The sequence below is a fragment of the Bacillus sp. 165 genome (genome assembly GCF_017742235.1).
In the GTDB taxonomy this organism is placed as follows: domain Bacteria; phylum Bacillota; class Bacilli; order Bacillales; family Bacillaceae_G; genus JAGHKQ01.
The window spans coordinates 1-22,642 of sequence record NZ_JAGHKQ010000006.1 but is presented as its reverse complement, the minus strand read 5'-3'; the positions used below and the strand labels follow the sequence as shown (position 1 = coordinate 22,642).

Genomic DNA, 22,642 nt, shown 5'->3' with positions numbered 1-22,642 from the left:
GACAGCATGACGATACAATGGTTCCCAGGCCATATGGCAAAGGCGAGACGCCAAGTAACGGAGAAATTAAAATTAATTGATGTGGTAATTGAGCTGGTCGATGCTCGGTTGCCAGCTTCTTCACGAAATCCGATGATTGATGAAATCATTAGTCATAAGCCACGTTTAGTTGTGCTAAATAAAGCGGATATGGCAGACGATACAGCAACGAAAAAATGGATTGCTTACTTTGAAGAAAAAGGACATAAAGCAATTTCCATTAATGCACAGGCTGGACAGGGTATGAAGGAAATTACAGCAGCATGTAAGGTGCTAGTAAAAGAAAAGTTTGATAAGATGATAGCTAAGGGAATAAAGCCTCGTGCCATCCGTGCATTAATTGTCGGTATACCAAACGTAGGAAAGTCTACGTTAATCAATAAGCTTGTTAAAAAGAATATTGCTAAAACTGGGGATAGACCTGGGGTGACAACAGCACAGCAATGGATCAAAGTTGGCAAGGAGCTAGAGCTTCTTGATACACCGGGAATTCTATGGCCTAAATTCGAAGACCAACAAGTTGGCCTTCGTCTTGCTGCAAGCGGTGCAATTAAAGATTCTATTTTGAACTTGCAAGAAGTAGCTGTATACGCACTTCGTTTTTTAGGAGAACACTACCCTGAACGCTTAAAAGACCGATACAATTTGTCTGAAATTCCTCAGGATATTGTTGAATTGTTTGATGAAATTGGGAAAAGAAGAGGCTGTCTTCTAGGTGGCGGACTAGTGGATTACGACAAAACAGCAGAGCTTGTTCTTCGTGAACTACGCGCAGGAAAGCTGGGCCGGATTACACTGGAACAACCTGATGAAGTTGCTGCATTAGAAGAAACGGTCTAACTATGTTAGCCGTCTATTAAAAAATATTAAGGAGCTCCAGTTGCTGGAGCTTTTCTTTATTAGGAGGAGAAATGTAGTGTCGAAACGGACAATGAAGGAAGCAGCACAGTTGCTGCAGGGAATTAATAGTGAAATGGACCCTGTATTTATAGAATTGCTGCAAGATGAGAGAAAAGGTATTCAAAAGCTGATTGCACAGTGGTACAAAAGACAAGAGGTGGAAGCAAGAGAACGAGAGTTATTTCACCAAATGTCAGAATATGAACAGGCATTGCGTGATAAAGGAGTGAAGTTTATTGCTGGAGTAGATGAGGTGGGACGAGGACCGTTAGCTGGACCAGTCGTGGCTGCAGCAGTTATTTTACCGGAAGGATTTTATTTAGCAGGCCTCAATGATTCAAAAAAGCTAAGCGAAGCGAAACGTGAACAATATTATAACACGATTGTAAAGGAGGCTGTTGCTGTTGGAATAGGAGTTATCGAGGCAGAAGTTATTGATGAGATTAATATATATCAAGCAACAAAGCGAGCCATGCTCACAGCAATTGCCGACTTGTCTCCGCAACCTCAACATCTCCTCATTGATGCGATGGAGCTACCGCTAGCTATTGCTCAAACCTCAATCATAAAAGGAGATGCGAAAAGTATATCTATTTCTGCTGCTTCTGTCGTTGCAAAAGTGACTAGAGATCGTATGATGAAAGATTTAGGAGAAATGTACCCGATGTATGGGTTTGAGAAGCATATGGGTTATGGGACAAAGGAGCATATAGAAGCCATTCGAACCCAAGGTGTTTTACGTGAACATCGAAAAACATTTGCTCCAATAAAGAATACACAATTCTGATATTGAAACCGTTTTTTGGAAATCATTTCTCCTTGATGGAAGCTTTAGTTTATTTTGCTCTAATACTTCTATATCCTTATAACTGTAAGATTAAAGTTATGAACAGGAATGTTCAGCCCCCATTAGTACAGAATGCTGGGGCTGAGCATTTTTTTTGTTCATTATTTTAATTTGTAAATGTAAATGACAAAAAATGCGAAATAAAATATCTGAATTTTCAGAAATAAAAAGGTATAGATAAAAATGATAACGAATATTAAAGATATTTAATCGTAAACATACTAACCGGTTAGTTAAGAGGAGGTTTTAACATGAATTTTTCCTATAGTGAAAAGGTACAACAACTAATAAACCAATTGGAGCAGTTTATGAAGGAAGTTGTGTACCCGAATGAAAAGGTATATGATAAGCAACTGCGTGACGCAGAGCACCAATGGTGTATTCCACCTATTATGGAGGAAATGAAGCAGAAAGCGAAGCAAGAGGGACTTTGGAATTTATTTTTACCGGAAAATGAATATGGAGCTGGGTTAACGAATCTTGAGTACGCACCGCTTTGTGAGATTATGGGCCGATCCTTTATTGCTCCTGAAGTATTCAATTGTGCTGCTCCTGATACAGGGAATATGGAGGTGCTTGCGCGTTACGGAACAGAAAAGCAAAAGGAACGGTGGCTGAAGCCTTTGTTAGATGGTGATATTCGTTCTTGCTTTGCTATGACAGAGCCGGATGTTGCTTCTTCTGATGCGACAAATGTTCAATCTTCGATTGTGCGGGATGGTAACGAGTATGTAATTAACGGACGGAAATGGTGGACGTCAGGTGCAGGAGACCCGCGCTGTGAAATTGCTATTTTTATGGGGAAAACGAATCCATCAGCTCCAAAGCATGAGCAGCAGTCTATGATTCTTGTGCCGATGAATACACCTGGTGTAAAAGTGCTGCGTACTCTGTCAGTGTTTGGATATGATCATGCACCGCACGGTCATGCTGAAGTATTGTTTGACAATGTACGAGTACCGGTATCAAACATGATTTGGGAAGAGGGAAAGGGTTTTGCGATTGCACAAGGACGCCTAGGACCTGGACGTATCCACCATTGTATGCGTTTGATTGGAGCTGCAGAGAGAGCTCTTGATATTATGTGTGAACGTGTTGTAAATCGTTTCGCATTCGGCAAAATGATTGCAGAACAAGGTGTAGTACAGGACTGGATTGCAGAAGCGCGAATAGAGATTGAACAGGCACGGCTTTTAACATTAAAGGCTGCATATATGATGGATACAGTCGGCAACAAAGTAGCGCGTAAGGAGATTGCAATGATTAAAGTCGTAGCTCCTAATGTCGCTCTGAAAGTATTAGATCGAGCGATTCAGTCTTTAGGAGGAGCTGGAGTAAGTGAAGATTTCCCACTTGCGGCACATTGGGCAAATGCCAGAACGCTGCGTTTAGCTGACGGCCCGGATGAAGTTCATAAGGCAGCTATTGCGAAAATGGAGCTCGCCCCATATCACAAAGAAAAAGAATACGCCAAATTGAGCAAGTAGGTGCACATATGAAGCAGAAAATTATCCAAGCAAGCATTGAGCTATTTGAAAAACAAGGATTTGCAGAAACATCCATTCAGCACATTGTGGACTCTGTTGGGGTAACAAAAGGTGCATTTTATTATCATTTTACTTCTAAAGAAGAGCTTCTTTTAGGAATTCATCACCGCTTCATAGACAGGATTTTGCAACAGCAGACAAGCATCATGAAGGATTTAGAAACATCATACAGTGAAAAGCTTCATCAAGTCGTGACAATGCTGCTGCAAAACATTGAGAATAATGGTGCGAGCGCTCGGGTCTTTTTTCGAGAGCTGCAAAATTTGACAAAGGAAAACTTGCCGGAACTTTTGAAAAAACGTGATCAATTCCGTGATGAAATTAAAGATCTTGTACAAAAGGGAATTGCAAAAGGAGAATTTCGGCAGGAACTGCATTCGGAAATGGTTGCTTTAGGAGTATTAGGGATGTGTAATTGGACCTATATGTGGTTTGATCCAAACGGGTCTGTAAATGCAGAGGAGCTTGCGAATATTTTTATTGATATGATTTTAAACGGTGTGGCAAAGGAGTGAGGAACATGTTGGATACAATTCCTGTGCGAACAGGGGAAGAACTGCCGATACAAGAGTTGGATGATTTTTTAAGAAGGACCCTTAATGATTTGCCGGATGGAAAACTTAAGGTTCAGCAGTTTTCTGCAGGACATTCCAATTTAACGTATGCATTGAAGATTGGTGATTGGGAGGCAGTACTAAGAAGGCCGCCTCTTGGTCCGATTGCTCCGAAAGCTCATGACATGGCGCGGGAATCTAAGCTTTTGAGTGTATTGCATGAACTGTTTTCACTGGCACCTAAGCCGTATTTGTTTCACGATGGTTCAGAGGTAATCGGCAGCCCATTTTTTATTATGGAGAGACGTCATGGAGTAGTTCTTGATACCTCTTTTCCAGAAGGGACGGCGCCGACTGAGAAGGTTTGCCACTCTATTTCTGAATCTTTTGTAGATACACTTGTACAGCTGCATGAGGCAAATTACAAAGGCACTGCATTAGAACAAATCGGTCATCCTGATGGTTTTATGGAGAGACAGGTAAACGGATGGATACGGCGCTATGAAAGAGCGAAAACGAATGAGATCCGGGAAGTTGAGGAGCTAACAGAATGGCTGAGTTCCAACGTTCCGCAATCTCAAGAGCCGACCATTATTCATTATGATTTTAAATGCAACAATATGATGTTTGCCAAAAATGATTTGACGAAGGTAGTCGGTGTATTTGATTGGGAAATGTCAACGATAGGAGATCCGCTTGCTGATGTAGGTGCTGCAATGAGCTATTGGGTACAGAGGGATGATCCGGAGTTTCTGCAATATGGTCTTGGAAAGCCACCTATAACAGTGCAAAAAGGATTTATGACTAGAAATGCGCTTATTGAGATGTATGCGAAAAAAAGCGGACGAGATTTGTCTCATATTCATTTTTATGTGACATTTGCCTATTTTAAGCTGGCGGTTATTGTCCAGCAAATTTTCTACCGGTATAAAAAAGGACAAACTCAAGATCCGCGCTTTGCAAATATGGATAAGTTTGTATACGGTCTTGTCCAGCATGCATTCGAGCAATCCCGCACAAAAGAGGTGTAATAGGTGGGGAAACTGCATGTGATTGTAAAAAAAGAAGAAATTGATAGTGAAAAAACAGAAGGGAAAATTGCAGTGGTACTCGATGTGTTGATTGCTACTTCCGTAATTACGGTGGGACTGCAATACGGGGCGAAGCAAGTGATTCCGGTACGAGATAAAGAAGAAGCTTGGTTGAAGGCTAGGGAATACCATACGGATGAAATTCTTATTGTAGGTGAATATCAAGGTCAGGCCATAGAAGGCTTTCTTATGCCAAATCCAACCGAGCTGAAGGAGCAGGCAGCAGGAAAAACGATGATATTGTCGACAACAAATGGAACGGTCGCTATTTCGAAAGCTGCAAGAGCAAAAGAGCTGTATATTGCCTCACTCCTTAACGGAGAAGCTGTTGCTGAAGCTATTAACGATCATCATAAAGAGGAAACTGTACTGATTATTTGCTCTGGCTCTGATGGAACATTCTCGCTTGAGGATTTTTATGGTGCTGGTTATATGTTGTATCATATCGTGCAGCAAAACGAATGGCAACTTACAGATGTTGCTTTGGCGGCACTATCCTATTATGAAGGAAAGCGCAAGGAATCCACACAAGTGCTTTCTGCTTCACGAGTAGGAAGAGCATTGTACAGAGAGGGATATGAACGAGAAGTAAAATATGCAGCTCAGTGCGGGAGCTATTCACTCATTGCTAAATTTGATGGAAATGCAATTCGAATGGAGGAAAAAAGATATGTCACAAACAAAGCTGAAGTATAATGGGGGCAGTTTTTTAGTAATAGGAGCACATGATGTGTTTGCACCGGAAGATTTCACAAAAGAGCATCAGCTTATTTTCCAAACCGCTGAAAAGTTTGTGGAGAAAGATGTATATCCCCATGCGGAGGAAATTGATACGCAGAATTTTGAAACAGTTGTTCAGCTTATGCAAAAAGCTGGCGAACTTGGACTTCTTGCCCATAGCGTACCAGAAGTATATGGAGGATTGGGTCTTGATAAAATTACGAAAAGTATTGTAGGCGAATGTGTTGGCCGTGCAGGTGCATACGGTGTTGCCCACTCTAATCATACATGTATCGCAACACTTCCAATTACGTATTTTGGTACGTCAGAGCAAAAAGAAAAATATCTACCGAAGCTTGCTTCTGGTGAATATATTGGGGCGTACTGTCTGACAGAGCCTAGTTCCGGTTCAGATGCGCTAGCAGCGAAAACAACTGCAAAATTAAACGCTGCCGGTACTCACTATATCTTAAACGGTACAAAGCTGTACATCACAAATGCAGCGTTTTCCGATACCTTTATCGTATATGCAAAGGTAGACGGGGATAAATTTACCGCGTTTTTGGTAGAAAAGGATTTTTCTGGCCTTTCAATCGGACCGGAAGAGAGGAAAATGGGGATTAAAGGATCTTCTACTTGTCCCGTTATATTGGAGGATTGTGAGGTGCCAATCGAAAATGTGATTGGGAAAATTGGAAAAGGGCATCATATTGCATTTAATGTGCTGAATCTTGGTCGGTTCAATCTGGGCTCTGCCTGTATGGGGGGAGCGAAACAGGCATTGAAGGTGACGATGAATTATACGCTGGCACGTCAGCAATTTGGCCGGCCTATCGCAGCATTTACGGCTACACAGGAAAAGATTGCGATGATGGCTTGTAATATCTATGCATCGGAATCCTTACAATATCGTACCGCAGGGCTTTTGGAAGACGCACTAGGCGATTTGTATGAAGAAAATGATCATGCTTTAATTGTAAAACGAATGGCAGAATATGCGATTGAATGCGCAATTTGTAAAGTATTCGGATCTGAAACACTCGATTTTGTAGTAGATGAAGGTGTCCAACTTCATGGTGGAGCTGGATATATTCAAGAATATCCCATTGAGCGAGCGTATCGTGATTCTAGAATCAATCGAATTTTTGAAGGAACAAACGAAATAAATCGTCTGATTATTCCGACTTTTATAATTCGAAAAGCGCAAGTTTTGGGACTTCACAAAGCTGTTGAACAGGCTGTATCAGAATTGGAACATGGAGGAGAACTTGTACAATCTGGTCAGTCTTTAGTTCGTGAACAAGAAATGATCAATAGCATACGCCGATTGTTTCTTGCTCTTACTGGGCTTATATTGCAAGTACATGGGCTAAAGCTCGAAGAAGAACAGGAAACATTGTTAAAGCTTGCAGACATAGCTATTAAGCTATATGCAGCTGAATCAGCGGTATTGCGTGCTACAAAAGATTCAGCAGATATACTGAAACAACATCTTGCAATCACTTACTTGGAGGATGCTTATTTAGAAGTGGAAATTTTAGCTAAAAAACTTATTCATTCTCTTTGTGAAGGGGAGACTCAGCAACAATATTTGAAGCTTATCGGAGCAGAATGCGGACGCTTCAGTTATACCAATACGATTATCCGCAAGCGTGAAATCGCTCAAGCGATGCTGGATGCACAAAAATATATATGTTAAGAAGGGAGAGTGAGAGAAGGAATTGTTACTTTGCAGGGGACATGACAGACTGCAGGAAGAAGTTCGAGTATTAAAGTAAACGTCATGACACATGCTGTGTGCTGCCAGTTATGTAGAAGGCATGGGGAATGGAAAATTGACGGAAATCAAGCTGTTTTTGCTTTATGTATTAAGGGATATGTATTGATGGTGGTGCAACTTCACTTTAATTTTAGGGAGGAACATTACGCATGAAATGGCTAGAGCAATATGCTGATCGAATTAAGGCAGAAATAGAGGTCCCCTGTATTCCAGTTTACCGTGTATTAGAGCAAACGACAGAGAAATATGAAAGTCATGAAGCACTCTCGTTCTATGGCCACACATATACATATAGGCAACTGTATAGTATGGCAAATCGTTTTGCAGCGTCATTACAGCAAAACGGTATTCAAAAAGGAGATCGAGTTGCCATTATGCTTCCGAATTGTCCTCAATATGTAGTAGCTTATTATGGTATTTTGCTTGCAGGAGCTGTTGTAACACAAGTCAATCCTATGCTCGTGGAGCGTGAACTAGAGCATATTTTACAGGATTCCGGTTCAAAAGTGATTGTCGTTTACGACATTTTGCACGAAAGAGTGCAAGCTGTGCAAAATAAGACGGATATTGAATCAATTATAACAGTGTGTCTTATGCCGACAGAGGACACAAGGGCACTTTCGCTGCCATTTGAAGTTTGTTTGCAGGAATCTGCTTTACTTTTGCCGATTGACATTGACCCGAAAGAAGATATAGCTGTTCTTCAGTATACTGGAGGGACAACTGGACGCTCTAAAGGGGTAATGTTAACACACTTCAATATTGTGGCAAATCTTGTACAAGCCTATGAGTTTTTCAAAGAAGAAATTATGTTTGGCAATGAGCGCTATTTAACAGTTATTCCCTTGTTCCATGTATTTGGTATGACATCGGGTATGAATCTTCCCATTTATACTGGAGGAAAAAATATACTTCTTCCTCGTTTTCAGCTAGAAGAGGTGCTTGAGACAATTAAACGGGAGCAGCCGACCGTTTTTCCAGGTGTGCCAACAATGTATATTGCTATTACTAATCATCCGGATGCTGAAAAATATGGAATTGATAGCATTCGCATTTGCAACAGCGGAAGCGCGCCGATGCCCTTAGAAGTGATGAAGGAGTTTGAGAGAAAAACAAAAGCACAAATCTTAGAAGGATATGGATTAAGTGAATCCGCTCCAATCACTCACGTCAATCCTCCTTTTGGTGTACGAAAACCGGGAAGCATCGGCATCGGTATTCCATCAACAGAATATAAAGTGGTCGATTTGGCAACAGGAACAATGCAAGTGCCATTTGGTGAGCGTGGCGAGTTGATTATTCGGGGTCCGCAAGTGATGAAGGGGTATTGGAATATGCCGGAAGAAACATCCAATACACTCCGTGATGGTTGGTTATACACGGGAGATATAGCGAAAATGGATGAGGATGGCTATATCTATATTGTAGATCGTAAAAAAGATATGATTTTGGCAAGTGGTTTTAATGTATATCCAAGAGATGTAGAGGAGGTACTGTACGAACACTTTGCCATTCAGGAAGCTGTTGTAGTAGGCGTACCAGATGCATATCGCGGCGAGACGGTAAAGGCAGTAATAGTGTTAAAAGAAGGTATGACCGCAACAGAAGATGACATTGTGGAATACTGCCGTCCGTTAATGGCTACGTATAAAATTCCGAGAATAATAGAGTTTCGAACATCTCTGCCAAAAACAAATGTTGGAAAGGTGTTACGAAGAGCAATTCGTGAAGAATTGCCACAAGTATAAAAGGAGGAATGATTATGATAAAAACTATTTGTGTTGTAGGTGCAGGCTCTATGGGGCATCAAATTGCTATGCTGTGTGCATTGGGCGGGTATAACACAGTGCTGCAAGATATAAATGAACAAGTCTTAAAAGAGGCAGAAACAAAGCTGCAAGATATTTTACATAAATGGGTAGCAAAAAAGAAAATTACAGCGGAGGAAAAAGATGCTGCATTTAGTCGATTATCCTATACAATCAGCTTGCAAGAGGCGGCTTCAGCAGCAGATTTTGTAATTGAAGCTGTAGTAGAAAAGTTGGATGTGAAACGCGAAGTATTTACTAAGTTAGATCGTATCGCACCAAAACATGCGATTTTAGCAACAAATAGCTCTACCATTGTGAGTTCTCTGATTGCTGATGCAACAAATCGTCCAGACAAAGTATGTAACGTGCACTTCTTCTTCCCGCCTCTTGTGATGGACTGTGTGGAGGTGGTCATGAGTGAACAAACTTCTGAAGAGACAGCTCAGCTTGCGATGGATGTATGTGAGCGAATCAACCGTACTGCCGTGCTGCTTCGTAAGGAAATTTCCGGTTTTGTAGCTAATCGAATCTTAGGTGCGCTCATGGATGAGGCATTACACTTATATGAACAGGGAATAGCAGATGTTAAGGATATCGATCTTATCTGTACAAAAGCACTCAACCATCCTATTGGGCCGTTTGCATTGATGGATTTATCTGGTATAGATGTTGTCTACTATGTGAAGCAGCAACGCTATGCAGAAACCGGCGATCCATCCGATAAACCGAATGCTTGTTTGGAAGAGAAAGTAAAAGCAGGGAAACTAGGAAGAAAAACGGGAGAAGGCTGGTATATGTATAAACAATTAGAAGGGGTGAAGAACTAATGGAACTCGTTTCTGTTCAAAAGCAAAACAAAATTGCAACTGTAACAATTGATAACCCGCCGTTAAACGTGATGTGCAAGCAAGTAGTAGAGGAATTGAAGGATATATTTATGGATTTATCAACCGATAGCAGTGTAGTAACCATCATTTTAACAGGAGCAGGGAAAAAGGCTTTTATGGCAGGAGCTGATATCAAGGAATTTCCAGATTGGATAGGGAAAGAAAATTTAAAACAGCAATTTATGAATACCCACGAAGTCTTAAATTTAATAGATGATTGTCAAAAACCAACTATTGCTGTTGTTAACGGTATTGCGTTCGGTGGCGGATGTGAACTGGCGTTAACTTGTGATCTTCGCATTGTGGAAGAGCATGCTCTTCTCGGGCTTCCCGAAGTTAAGCTTGGATTATTTCCAGGCGGCGGCGGTACACAACGCCTGCCTCGTTTAATAGGAGAAGCGAAAGCGAAAGAAATGATGTATACAGGAGAACCGATTTCAGCCTATGACGCAGAAGCTATCGGTCTTGTAAATAAAGTAGTGCCGTCTGGTGAGGGGCTGCAAGCAGCAGCCGAACTAGCAGAAAAAATTAGTGCATACTCTATTACAGCTTTATCTCGTATTAAAAAAGCGGTAGATGAAGGGATGAATCTTCCTTTCTCGCAAGCTATTGAAAGAGAAGCGGAATTATTTGAAGAAGTGTTTCAAACAGAGGATATTAAAGAAGGAGTGCAAGCGTTTCTAGAAAAACGGAAGCCGCAATTTCAAGGGCGATAGGATTGTGTTTTTATTAGTAGGAAAATTGGAGACGAATATAATGAGTACAGGTAAATACTCGTTATATTCCCCTTTTCAAGGGATATCTGATGAAGATAAAGGGGAGAAAAAATGTGGATGTAACTCGATTGTTTAGTTTGGAAGGAAAAACCGCCATCGTTACAGGAGGTGGAAGAGGATTAGGCGAGCAAATTGCTATTGGTCTCGCAGAAAGCGGAGCAAACGTAGTCATCTGCTCTAGAAAACTTGAAGCGTGTGAAGAATCGGCACATCGCCTTGAACAGCTCGGGGCCGACACATTGGCTCTCGCTTGTGATATTACAAATCAAGATGAAGTTTTACAGGTAGTAGAGAGAACGAAAAAGAAATTTGGAAAAGTAGATATTTTGGTTAATAACTCAGGTATTTCTTGGGGAGCCCCAGTAGAGGAGTATCCGATTGAACGATTCAATCAAGTGATGCAAGTTAATGTCGCGGGACTATTTATGATGACACAAGCGGCAGGAAGAGAGATGAAGGAGCAACGATACGGCCGGATTATAAATATTGCTTCAGTGGCAGGTTTGGTCGGTCAAGATCCGCGTGTTTTGGATGCAGTAGGATATACTGCGAGCAAGGGAGCAGTTATTTCATTAACGAGGGATTTGGCTGCCAAATGGGGACGATATGGGATTACAGTCAATGCGCTGGCACCAGGATTTTTTCCGTCTAAAATGGCAAGTACCGTTATTGAAAAAGCAAGGAAACAAATTGTTGATGGAGTGCCTCTTGGTCGTTTAGGAGGAGAAGACGATTTAAAAGGGGCAGCGGTATTTTTCGCGTCAGATGCATCGAAATATGTAACAGGTCAAGTTTTGGCAGTAGACGGAGGTACTACAGTAATATAATAAAAAAAATAAAAAATAAAGCGCTTTCCTTATGAATAAAGGGGGAAGCGCATTTTTATTTTTTGAATATTGTATATCATCCACACTTTATTGTAGACAGGGTTGCTTACTTTTTATACAATGTAAACGAAGTGTTTTTACTTTTTGTCAAATTAGGGAGGATGGGTCATGAATATCCATGAGTATCAAGGAAAAGAAATCCTTAGAACCTATGGTGTAAGCGTTCCTAACGGAAAAGTTGCTTTCACAGTAGAAGAAGCTGTTGAGGCGGCAAAAGAATTAGGAACTCAAGTATGCGTAGTTAAGGCACAAATCCATGCGGGCGGACGCGGGAAAGCTGGCGGCGTTAAGGTTGCGAAAAGTCTGGACGAAGTCCGTACATATGCAGAAACAATCTTAGGAAGCACGCTTGTAACCCATCAAACAGGACCGGAAGGTAAGGAAGTTAAGCGCTTACTTATCGAAGAGGGCTGCGATATTAAAAAAGAATATTACGTAGGTCTTGTACTAGACCGTGCAACTTCTCAAGTTGTATTAATGGCGTCTGAAGAAGGCGGTACAGAGATTGAAGAGGTAGCAGAACACACACCTGAAAAAATCTTTAAAGAATATATCGATCCTGCAGTTGGCTTACAAGCGTTCCAAGCGCGACGTATTGCATTTAATATCAATATTCCGAAAGAATTAGTTGGACAAGCAGTTAAGTTTATGATGAGTCTTTACGCTGCGTTTGTAGAGAAAGATTGTTCTATCGCAGAAATTAACCCGCTTGTAGTAACAGGTGATGGAAAAGTTATGGCGTTAGATGCAAAATTAAACTTTGATTCCAATGCACTATATCGTCATTCTGACATTCAAGCGCTTCGCGATCTTGATGAAGAAGATGTAAAGGAAATCGAAGCTTCTAAATATGATTTAAACTACATTTCCTTAGACGGTAACATCGGCTGCATGGTTAACGGTGCGGGACTAGCGATGGCGACTATGGATATCATTAAACATTACGGCGGAGACCCTGCAAACTTCCTGGATGTTGGTGGCGGTGCTACGGCTGAAAAAGTAACGGAAGCGTTCAAAATCATTCTTTCTGACCAAAATGTAAAGGGAATTTTCGTAAATATCTTCGGTGGCATCATGAAGTGTGACGTTATCGCAAATGGTGTAATAGAAGCGACAAAACAAGTAGGTTTAGAACTTCCGCTTGTAGTTCGTTTAGAAGGTACAAACGTTGAGCTTGGAAAGAAAATCTTAAATGAGTCCGGTTTAAATATCACTGCTGCAGAATCCATGGCAGACGGTGCACAAAAAATCGTTTCTCTTGTAGGCTAACGGAAGGTAGGGGACAAGGATGAGCGTATTTATCAATAAAGATACAAAAGTAATCGTTCAAGGTATTACAGGTAAACAAGGTCTATTCCATGCAACACAAATGCTGGAATACGGAACAAAAATCGTTGGCGGTACATCTCCTGGTAAGGGCGGTACAGAAATTGCAGGTGTACCTGTATTTAATACAGTAGAAGAAGCGGTGAAGGCTACAGGTGCTAACGCATCGGTTATCTACGTGCCGCCTGCATTCGCTGCAGACTCTATCATGGAAGCGGTAGATGCGGAATTAGAGTTAGTAGTATGTATTACAGAAGGTATTCCTGTACTAGACATGGTAAAAGTGAAAAAGTACATGGAAGGTAAGAAAACACGCCTTGTAGGACCGAACTGCCCTGGCGTTATTACTCCAGAAGAATGTAAAATCGGTATTATGCCGGGTTATATTCATATGAAAGGCCATGTGGGTATTGTTTCTCGTTCTGGTACGTTAACATACGAAGCTGTTCATCAGTTGACACAAGCAGGTATCGGTCAATCTACTGCAGTAGGTATCGGTGGAGATCCTGTTAACGGTACAAACTTCATTGACGTGCTAAATGCGTTTAACGAAGATGAAGAAACACATGCTGTTATTATGATTGGAGAAATCGGTGGAACAGCAGAAGAAGAGGCTGCTGAGTGGGTAAAAGCAAACATGAAGAAGCCAGTAGTAGGCTTCATTGGTGGTCAAACAGCACCTCCTGGAAAACGCATGGGCCATGCTGGGGCGATTATTTCTGGCGGTAAAGGTACAGCTGCGGAAAAAATCAGAACAATGGAAGAGTGCGGAATTAAAGTAGCAGAAACGCCATCAGTTATGGGTGAAACGTTAATTTCTGTTTTAAAAGAAAAGGGATTGCTTGAAACTTGCAAAACTCATTAATATAAATGAAAGAAGGAGGCTCTCTTTGAGGGCATCCTTCTTTTTCGTGTTTACATAATTAATATTATGGTAAAGGAGATCGGAATGATTAAACCAAGTGAACGATTGTTGCATGTCCACTATCTATTTGCAAATCACTGGAAGACACTGCTTCGTCTTTTGCAAATAGATCCAAGCCTCGTGAATCTATATTCCTATCAGCCTTCAGATTTCGAAACCTTATTGCATTTAACCCCCTCTAAAGCGCTGCGATTATTTACTCACCTTCGCACAGTCTCTATTTCTTTTATACTACAAGAACTGCAAAGGAAAAATGTATTCTACGTTACTATTTTTGATGAAGATTATCCAGCGTTGTTGAAAGAAATTGCTGATCCGCCGTTTGTATTATACGGAAAAGGGGAACGATCATTATTAAAAGAGTCTCGTAAGCTTGCAGTTGTAGGAGCAAGAAATCCTACCGCGTATGGAAATACAAGTGTACATGTGCTATTGCAGGAGCTTCTGCAGCAGAATTGGATTATTGTCAGCGGTTTAGCGAAAGGCATTGATACAACAGCGCACGAAGCTGCTATACAATACAAAGGAAAAACGATTGCTGTGCTTGGGGGAGGGTTTGATTATATTTACCCAAAGGAAAACGAATATCTAGCGCAAACTTTGAAAAATGAACACTTGCTTCTTACAGAATATCCTCCTCATTACCGTTCTCAAAAGTGGTATTTCCCAAAACGAAACAGGATTATCAGCGGTCTGTCCTTAGGTGTATTGGTTGTAGAAGGGAAAGAAAGAAGTGGTTCGCTTATTACAGCAGACTGTGCAATTGATCAAAATAGAGAAGTTTTTGCGGTTCCTGGTCCTATTACCTCTCTTCTTTCTGTCGGTACAAACAGGTTGATTCAGCAAGGAGCAAAGCTTGTATTATGTGCAGGAGATATAGAAGAAGAGCTGAAAAAATAGTCTTAAAAGACTATTTTTTCCCTTATATTTTAAAAGAGTTGTTGACAACTCCCTTGCTATGTATGTTATTTTATATTCATTCTTGATTGACAAATAGTATATGTATAAATAATAATAGTGAATACTTTATCTCACCTCTTAAGGAGGCTAATTGAATGGCAGATTACTTAGTAATCGTAGAGTCGCCTTCAAAAGCGAAAACGATAGAAAAATATTTAGGAAAAAAATATAAAGTTATTGCATCCATGGGACACGTGCGTGATTTGCCAAAAAGTCAGATGGGCATTGAAGTGAAAAATAACTATACGCCAAAGTATATTACTATCCGCGGCAAAGGTCCGGTTTTAAAGGACTTAAAAACAGCTGCGAAAAAAGTAAAAAAAGTATACCTTGCAGCTGACCCGGATCGTGAAGGGGAAGCGATTGCTTGGCATTTGGCAAATACGTTGAATGTGGATACAACATCTGATTGTCGTGTAGTGTTTAACGAGATTACAAAGGACGCTATAAAAGAGTCTTTCAAAAAGCCGCGTCCGATCGATATGAATTTAGTAGATGCTCAGCAAGCTCGCCGTGTACTGGATAGACTGGTAGGGTACAATATCAGCCCGTTATTATGGAAGAAAGTGAAAAAAGGATTGAGTGCCGGACGAGTGCAATCTGTCGCTGTTCGTTTGATTATGGAACGAGAACGTGAGATTCAAGCTTTTGAACCGGAAGAGTTTTGGACAATTAAAGGGGACTTTATCAAAGGCAAAGAAGGGTTTGAAGCTTCTTTTTATGGATTGAATGGTGAAAAAACAGAGTTAACAAACGAAGAACAGGTAATGGACATTCTAAAAAAATTAGAGAGCAACCTCTTTAAGATCCAATCTGTAAAGAAAAAGGAACGAAAGCGAAATCCTGCTTTGCCGTTTACTACATCTTCTCTTCAACAAGAAGCTGCTCGTAAGTTAAACATGAGAGCAAAAAAAACAATGTCCCTGGCTCAGCAGCTTTACGAAGGAATCGATATTGGTAAAGAAGGAACGGTCGGTTTAATTACATATATGAGAACGGACTCTACCCGAATTTCAGAAACAGCTGAAAAAGAAGCGCATGGATATATTGAAGAGAAGTTCGGTAAGGGCTATGTGTCCTCTGAAAAGAAAAAAGAAGGAAAGAAAAACAATGCTCAAGATGCGCATGAAGCTATTCGACCGACATCGGCTTTACGTAAACCAGACGATCTAAAAGCATATTTAAACCGTGATCAATATCGTCTCTACAAACTTATTTGGGAACGCTTTATCGCTAGTCTAATGGCGCCTGCTGTAATGGACACTGTGGCGGTAAACCTTGAGTGTGATGCTGTTACATTTCGTGCGAACGGCTCAGTTGTAAAATTTCCTGGTTTTATGAAGGTGTATGTGGAAACAACAGATGATGAAACAGAAGAAAGAGATCGGGTGTTGCCGGATATGGAGGTAGGGGAAACGGTGTATTCAAAAGATATCACACCGAAGCAGCATTTTACACAGCCGCCTCCGCGTTACACTGAAGCGCGTCTTGTGAGGACGCTAGAAGAGCTTGGTATAGGCAGACCATCTACATATGTTCCGACTTTGGAAACCATTCAAAAAAGAGGGTATGTTACCCTTGATAATAAAAGGTTTGTTCCGACAGAATTAGGAGAAATTGTAATCGAATTAATATTGGAATTTTTCCCGGATATAATTAATATCGAATTTACTGCCAATATGGAGAACAATTTAGATAAAGTTGAAGATGGAAATGCTAGATGGGTAGAAATAATAGATGAATTTTACATCGGCTTTGAACGGCATTTGGAAAAAGCAGAGAAAGAAATGAGGGAAGTGGAAATTAAGGATGAGCCGGCAGGTGAGGATTGTGAAGAATGCGGGCATCCGATGGTCTTTAAAATGGGTAGATATGGAAAGTTTATGGCCTGCTCAAACTTCCCGGATTGTCGTAATACAAAGGCTATTGTAAAAGAAATCGGGGTACAGTGTCCGAAGTGTGAAAAAGGACAAATTATTGAACGTAAAAGCAATAAAAAGAAACGTATTTTTTATGGTTGCGATCAATTTCCTGAATGTGATTTCTTATCTTGGGATAAACCAATCGGAAGAAAATGTCCGAAGTGTGAAAATATGCTTGTGGAGAAGAAGCTCAAAAAAGGTGTGCAAGTCCAATGTGTATCCTGTGATTATGAAGAGGAACAGCAAATGTGAGCGGAAAGCTCACATTTTTTTCGGGAGTAATGTAAGTTGAGCATATACCTGTAATTATACTGGAAAGGTGATAGGAATGGAAAAAATAGTGAATGTAATTGGAGCTGGTTTAGCCGGAAGTGAGGCAGCCTACCAAATAGCGAAACGCGGTGTGAAAGTCAATTTATATGAAATGCGTCCGGTGAAACAAACGCCCGCTCATCATACAGATAAATTTGCAGAGCTAGTGTGCAGCAATTCGTTACGTGCTAACGGACTGACAAATGCTGTTGGCGTGATAAAGGAAGAGATGCGCATGCTAGATTCGGTTATTATTCGAGCAGCAGATGAATGCTCTGTTCCTGCAGGAGGAGCATTAGCTGTAGACCGCCATGAATTTGCTGCTAAAGTGACGGATTATGTAAAGAACCATCCCAACGTTACGGTTATAACTGAAGAGATGACTGAAATACCGCACAATCCTACTGTAATTGCAACGGGACCATTGACATCGAAGGTTTTATCTGAGCAATTAAAGGCTTTAACTGGAGAAGAGTATTTTTACTTTTATGATGCTGCTGCACCTATCATTGAAAAAGACAGTATCGATATGAATAAGGCGTACTTAAAGTCTCGATACGATAAAGGAGAGGCAGCTTACTTAAATTGCCCGATGACTGAAGAAGAATTCGATCGCTTTTATGATGCGCTTATAGCGGCAGAAACTGTGCCATTAAAAGAGTTTGAAAAGGAAATCTTTTTCGAAGGCTGTATGCCAGTAGAAGTTATGGCAGCGCGGGGGAAGAAAACATTATTATTTGGACCGATGAAGCCAGTAGGATTAGAAGACCCGAAAACCGGAAAAAGACCTTATGCTGTAGTACAGCTTCGTCAAGATGATGCAGCAGGTACACTATATAATATTGTAGGTTTCCAAACTCATTTAAAGTGGGGACCGCAGAAAGAAGTGCTTCAGCTTATTCCAGGATTGGAAAATGCAGAAATTGTTCGATACGGCGTAATGCATCGTAATACATTTATAAATTCACCGAAGCTTTTGCGTGCAACCTATCAATATAAAGAACGTGATGATTTATTTTTCGCAGGACAGATGACTGGAGTAGAAGGATACGTAGAGTCGGCAGCTTCTGGGTTGCTTGCTGGAATTAATGCTGCTAGACTGGTGCTTGGCGAAGAATTAGTCACTTTACCGCCGGAAACTGCAATGGGAAGCATGGCACACTATATTACGACCACCAATGCGAAAACGTTCCAGCCGATGAATGCAAACTTTGGGCTGTTTGCTCCGTTAGAAACAAAGATTAAGAAGAAACAAGAACGCTATGAAGCATATGCAAACAGAGCGTTAGAAACAATTCGGAATTTTATAAATATTTAGTCAAATGCCTTGCTAAGGCTACTAAATTATGATATGATTTAGTAGCCTTTTTAAGGGGGTGAATAGATGAATGTGAATAAATTGTTACAAATGTTCGTCAGATATTTACAAATTGAAAAGAATTATTCACAATATACTATTGCGAGTTATGTGAATGACTTAGAACAGTTTTTTACCTTTATAAGGCAAGAGAGTATTTCGTCTATTGATACTGTTACCTATACAGATGTTCGTCTGTATTTAACAACGCTTCATCAAGCACAACTTTCGAGAAGATCAGTGGCAAGGAAAATTTCCAGCTTGCGGAGTTTGTATCGTTTTATGATGCGAGAAGGATATTGTGTAGAAAATCCATTTGCGCTTGCATCCTTGCCTAAAAAAGAAATTTCAATTCCACAATTTTTATACGATGAAGAATTACAAAAACTGTTTCATGTGTCTGATATAACGCCTACTGGACAGCGGGACCAAGCGTTATTGGAAATGCTGTATGCAACAGGAATGCGCGTCAGTGAGTGCTGTAAACTGCAGCTAGGTGATGTTGATATGAACGTTGGAACAGTCCTTTTAAATGGAAAAGGAAATAAGCAGCGTTATGTTCCATTCGGAAGTTTTGCGCAAGATGCATTACATACATACTTAAATGATGGGCGGCAGCAACTCCAGAAGGGAAAGAATGAATCACAGCACGTGTTTTTAAATGCGAGAGGAATGCCTTTGACCGAACGAGGCATTCGATATATACTAAATCGAATGATTCAGTCGGCATCGTCATCCGTTCATATTAGTCCTCATACGCTTAGGCATACATTCGCTACTCATATGCTAAATGAAGGAGCGGATTTACGTACGGTTCAAGAGTTGCTCGGGCATGAGCATTTGTCGACTACTCAAATATATACGCACGTATCAAAAGATAGATTGCGTTCGGTATATATGTCACATCATCCACGTGCATAGTGAATAACATATCAGAATCTACATATAAAGCATTTCATGCCAATATATATAAGATAGTGCATTGTAATTAAAGTAGTATAAGAATCTTAGAAAAGGAGTTTTTCGAATGGGAAATTTCCATGCTACCACAATCTTTGCCATTCAACATAAAGGAAAGTGCGCAATGGCAGGAGATGGGCAAGTTACGATGGGAAATACCGTTGTCATGAAGAATACCGCTCGGAAAGTAAGAAGGCTGTTTCATGGAAAGGTAGTCGCTGGTTTTGCAGGCTCTGTCGCAGATGCTTTTACATTGTTTGAAATGTTTGAAGGCAAGCTAGAAGAGTATAATGGGAATTTGCAAAGAGCGGCAGTCGAACTAGCGAAAAAATGGAGAAGTGATAAGGTGCTGCGACAGTTAGAAGCACTTTTAATCGTAATGGATGCAAACGGCTTGCTTCTTGTGAGCGGATCAGGAGAGGTTATTGAACCGGATGATGGCATTTTAGCTATCGGATCGGGTGGCAATTATGCATTGTCAGCAGGTAGAGCATTGAAAAACTATTCAGGCGACCATATGACAGCAAGAGAAATTGCCAAAGCCAGTCTCGAAATTGCCAGCGAAATTTGTGTGTATACAAACGGAAATATCATTGTAGAAGAGCTGTAGGGGGTATAGAGATGAACATACATTTTACTCCACGTCAAATCGTTGATAAGCTTGATCAGTACATTATTGGACAAAAAGATGCCAAAAAAGCTGTAGCGGTCGCTTTGCGGAATCGATACCGCCGCAGTTTGCTTGATGCATCAATCCGAGATGAAATCGCTCCCAAAAATATTTTAATGATGGGACCAACTGGAGTCGGAAAAACAGAAATTGCACGCAGGCTAGCGAAACTTGTTGGTGCTCCTTTTATTAAAGTGGAGGCAACTAAATTTACAGAGGTAGGGTATGTTGGCCGCGATGTGGAATCTATGGTTCGCGATTTAGTGGAAACATCTGTACGGATTGTAAGAGAAGAAAAAATGGCACGTGTCAAAGATAAAGCTGAAGAACAAGCAAATCAAAGAATTGTGCAAGTGCTCGTTCCAAGTAAGCAAAAACAAACCGGTTTTAAAAACCCTTTGGAAATGTTATTTGGAGGCTATCAAAACAATGATGATGCGCAAGCGACATCTGCGCATGACGAAAAAGATATTGAACAAAAGCGAAAAGAAGTAGAGAGAAAGCTGGCTGCAGGTGAATTAGAAAATGAACAAATCACCGTCGAAGTAGAAGAACAAGCTGCGTCTATGTTTGATATATTTCAAGGAACAGGCATGGAGCAAATGGGGACGAATTTTCAGGACGCACTCGGCAGTTTTATGCCAAAGAAAACAAAACGACGCAAGCTGACGGTCAAGGAAGCTCGTGTAGTACTTACCAATGAAGAGGCGCAGCGCTTGATTGATATGGATGAAGTTTCACAGGAAGCTGTATATCGTGCCGAGCAGCTCGGTATTATCTTTATAGATGAAATCGACAAAATCGCTGGAAAAAGCTCTGGCACTGTTGATGTGTCGAGAGAAGGAGTGCAACGTGATATTCTACCTATCGTGGAAGGGTCCACAGTTACGACAAAGTATGGACCGGTAAAGACGGATCATATTTTGTTTGTTGCAGCAGGAGCGTTTCATATGTCTAAACCGTCAGATTTAATTCCGGAGTTGCAAGGGCGCTTTCCGATTCGGGTGGAATTGAAAAAGCTTGCGGTGGAAGATTTTGTGAAGATACTGGTAGAGCCTGATAATGCGCTAATTAAGCAATATCGCGCATTATTAGAGACTGAAGGTATAGAAATTGAATTTTCTGACGAAGCTATTAACAAAATTGCACAGATTGCCTTTCAAGTTAATCAAGATACGGACAATATTGGTGCAAGGCGACTTCACACCATTATGGAAAAGTTGCTCGAAGACTTATCTTTTGAGGCATCTGAAATTACATTGGAAAAAATCACAATCACTCCTCAGTATGTAGAGGAAAAATTATCAACTATTGCACGAAACAAGGATGTTAGCCAATTCATTTTATAGAATCAAATATTGATTCTTGACAGGGTTGTAAAAGTGGCTCACTTAAGTTTCCAAGTGGTAAAAGCAATGTTTAAAATTGTAGGAGGATTTTATAATGGAATTACTAGACAAAACAAGACAAATTAATGCTTTGCTTCAGCAAGCGGCAGGCAGACCGGTAAACTTTAGAGAAATGGCAGAAACATTATGTAAAGTAATCGAAGCGAATGTATTCGTAGTGAGCCGCCGTGGAAAATTATTAGGATATGCAGTGCATCAGCAAATCGAAAACGATAGAATGAAAAAAATGTTGGCAGAGCGTCAGTTTCCGGAAGAATATACAAAAAGTTTATTCCATATAACGGAAACATCACCAAACTTGGATATCAACAGTGAGTACACTGCTTTTCCAGTGGAAAATAAAGAGCTGTTTCAAGAAGGTTTAACAACAGTTGTGCCGATTCTTGGAAGTGGAGAGCGTTTAGGTACACTTGTATTGGCACGTTTAACGCAACCGTTCTTAAATGATGATTTGATTTTGGCTGAATACGGAGCAACAGTAGTTGGTATGGAAATTTTACGTGAAAAAGCGGAGCAAATTGAAGAAGAGGCGAGAAGCAAAGCTGTTGTGCAAATGGCTATCAGTTCACTATCATATAGTGAATTAGAGGCTATTGAACATATTTTTGAAGAGTTGAATGGTAACGAAGGCTTGCTTGTAGCAAGTAAAATTGCAGATCGCGTTGGTATTACACGTTCTGTTATCGTTAATGCTCTTCGAAAACTTGAAAGTGCAGGCGTTATCGAATCTCGTTCTCTTGGTATGAAGGGTACGTATATTAAAGTTTTAAATGATAAGTTCTTATTAGAACTAGAAAAATTGAAAGCTAACTAAGAAAAAGACCTTCCGCGCTGCTGATATTATCCCCTTATAGTAGACACGAAAAAAAGCCCATCTGATAAAATGGATGGGCAGTCTACTATTGGGGGATTTTATTATGCCATTAAAGGGAACAAAATTTAAACACTATTCAAATCAACTA

At 40.5% G+C, this 22,642-nt stretch carries 20 protein-coding genes; all 20 read left to right on the top strand.

Annotated features, from left to right (window positions below):
- Positions 1-6 precede the first annotated feature (6 nt).
- The 20 genes from ylqF (at position 7) to codY (ending at position 22,494) form a co-directional block, all read left to right on the top strand.
- A complete protein-coding gene (gene ylqF, locus J7Q84_RS10775; RefSeq protein WP_209094566.1) occupies positions 7-879 on the top strand; it encodes a ribosome biogenesis GTPase YlqF in 873 nt (290 codons plus the stop codon).
- A 76-nt stretch (positions 880-955) separates the two neighbouring features.
- Positions 956-1,726: a ribonuclease HII gene (locus J7Q84_RS10770; RefSeq protein ID WP_209094565.1), complete on the top strand. Its 771-nt coding sequence runs from the start codon at positions 956-958 to the stop codon at positions 1,724-1,726.
- Between the two features lie 311 nt (positions 1,727-2,037).
- On the top strand, positions 2,038-3,273 hold the full coding sequence (locus J7Q84_RS10765; RefSeq protein WP_209094564.1) for an acyl-CoA dehydrogenase: 1,236 nt from the start codon (positions 2,038-2,040) through the stop codon (positions 3,271-3,273).
- Positions 3,274-3,281: 8 nt separating this feature from the next.
- A complete protein-coding gene (locus tag J7Q84_RS10760; protein WP_209094563.1) occupies positions 3,282-3,848 on the top strand; it encodes a TetR/AcrR family transcriptional regulator in 567 nt (188 codons plus the stop codon).
- Between the two features lie 5 nt (positions 3,849-3,853).
- Positions 3,854-4,918, top strand: coding sequence for a phosphotransferase family protein (locus J7Q84_RS10755; RefSeq protein ID WP_209094562.1), 1,065 nt, complete (start codon positions 3,854-3,856; stop codon positions 4,916-4,918).
- Positions 4,919-4,921: 3 nt separating this feature from the next.
- The gene (locus J7Q84_RS10750; protein WP_209094561.1) at positions 4,922-5,674 is read left to right on the top strand and encodes a 2-phosphosulfolactate phosphatase; all 753 of its coding nucleotides are present in this window, start codon (positions 4,922-4,924) and stop codon (positions 5,672-5,674) included.
- A complete protein-coding gene (locus J7Q84_RS10745) occupies positions 5,649-7,397 on the top strand; it encodes an acyl-CoA dehydrogenase family protein (RefSeq protein ID WP_209094560.1) in 1,749 nt (582 codons plus the stop codon). Before J7Q84_RS10750 ends, J7Q84_RS10745 begins: the two co-directional genes overlap by 26 nt.
- A gap of 230 nt (positions 7,398-7,627) precedes the next feature.
- Entirely contained in the window at positions 7,628-9,226 is a 1,599-nt protein-coding gene (locus tag J7Q84_RS10740; protein WP_209094559.1) for a long-chain-fatty-acid--CoA ligase, read from the top strand.
- A gap of 8 nt (positions 9,227-9,234) precedes the next feature.
- Positions 9,235-10,116, top strand: a complete 882-nt coding sequence (locus J7Q84_RS10735; protein WP_209094558.1) for a 3-hydroxyacyl-CoA dehydrogenase family protein — start codon at positions 9,235-9,237, stop codon at positions 10,114-10,116.
- On the top strand, positions 10,116-10,892 hold the full coding sequence (locus J7Q84_RS10730) for an enoyl-CoA hydratase (RefSeq protein ID WP_209094557.1): 777 nt from the start codon (positions 10,116-10,118) through the stop codon (positions 10,890-10,892). Before J7Q84_RS10735 ends, J7Q84_RS10730 begins: the two co-directional genes overlap by 1 nt.
- A 113-nt stretch (positions 10,893-11,005) precedes the next feature.
- Entirely contained in the window at positions 11,006-11,779 is a 774-nt protein-coding gene (locus tag J7Q84_RS10725; RefSeq protein ID WP_209094556.1) for an SDR family oxidoreductase, read from the top strand.
- 168 nt (positions 11,780-11,947) lie between these two features.
- A complete protein-coding gene (sucC, locus tag J7Q84_RS10720; protein WP_209094555.1) occupies positions 11,948-13,108 on the top strand; it encodes an ADP-forming succinate--CoA ligase subunit beta in 1,161 nt (386 codons plus the stop codon).
- Positions 13,109-13,127: 19 nt separating this feature from the next.
- A complete protein-coding gene (sucD, locus tag J7Q84_RS10715; RefSeq protein ID WP_209094554.1) occupies positions 13,128-14,030 on the top strand; it encodes a succinate--CoA ligase subunit alpha in 903 nt (300 codons plus the stop codon).
- A gap of 84 nt (positions 14,031-14,114) precedes the next feature.
- Positions 14,115-14,990, top strand: coding sequence for a DNA-processing protein DprA (dprA, locus tag J7Q84_RS10710; RefSeq protein ID WP_209094553.1), 876 nt, complete (start codon positions 14,115-14,117; stop codon positions 14,988-14,990).
- A 155-nt stretch (positions 14,991-15,145) separates the two neighbouring features.
- The gene (topA, locus tag J7Q84_RS10705) at positions 15,146-17,224 is read left to right on the top strand and encodes a type I DNA topoisomerase (protein ID WP_209094552.1); all 2,079 of its coding nucleotides are present in this window, start codon (positions 15,146-15,148) and stop codon (positions 17,222-17,224) included.
- Positions 17,225-17,300: 76 nt separating this feature from the next.
- Positions 17,301-18,602, top strand: a complete 1,302-nt coding sequence (gene trmFO, locus J7Q84_RS10700; RefSeq protein ID WP_209094551.1) for an FADH(2)-oxidizing methylenetetrahydrofolate--tRNA-(uracil(54)-C(5))-methyltransferase TrmFO — start codon at positions 17,301-17,303, stop codon at positions 18,600-18,602.
- A 66-nt stretch (positions 18,603-18,668) separates the two neighbouring features.
- Entirely contained in the window at positions 18,669-19,562 is an 894-nt protein-coding gene (gene xerC / locus J7Q84_RS10695) for a tyrosine recombinase XerC (RefSeq protein ID WP_209094550.1), read from the top strand.
- Positions 19,563-19,668: 106 nt separating this feature from the next.
- A complete protein-coding gene (gene hslV, locus J7Q84_RS10690; RefSeq protein WP_209094549.1) occupies positions 19,669-20,211 on the top strand; it encodes an ATP-dependent protease subunit HslV in 543 nt (180 codons plus the stop codon).
- Between the two features lie 11 nt (positions 20,212-20,222).
- Positions 20,223-21,620, top strand: a complete 1,398-nt coding sequence (gene hslU, locus J7Q84_RS10685) for an HslU--HslV peptidase ATPase subunit (RefSeq protein ID WP_209094548.1) — start codon at positions 20,223-20,225, stop codon at positions 21,618-21,620.
- A 94-nt stretch (positions 21,621-21,714) separates the two neighbouring features.
- Positions 21,715-22,494 carry a GTP-sensing pleiotropic transcriptional regulator CodY gene (gene codY, locus J7Q84_RS10680; RefSeq protein ID WP_209094547.1) on the top strand — a complete coding sequence of 260 codons (780 nt, stop codon included), beginning with the start codon at positions 21,715-21,717 and terminating at the stop codon, positions 22,492-22,494.
- The last annotated feature ends 148 nt before the right edge of the window (positions 22,495-22,642 follow it).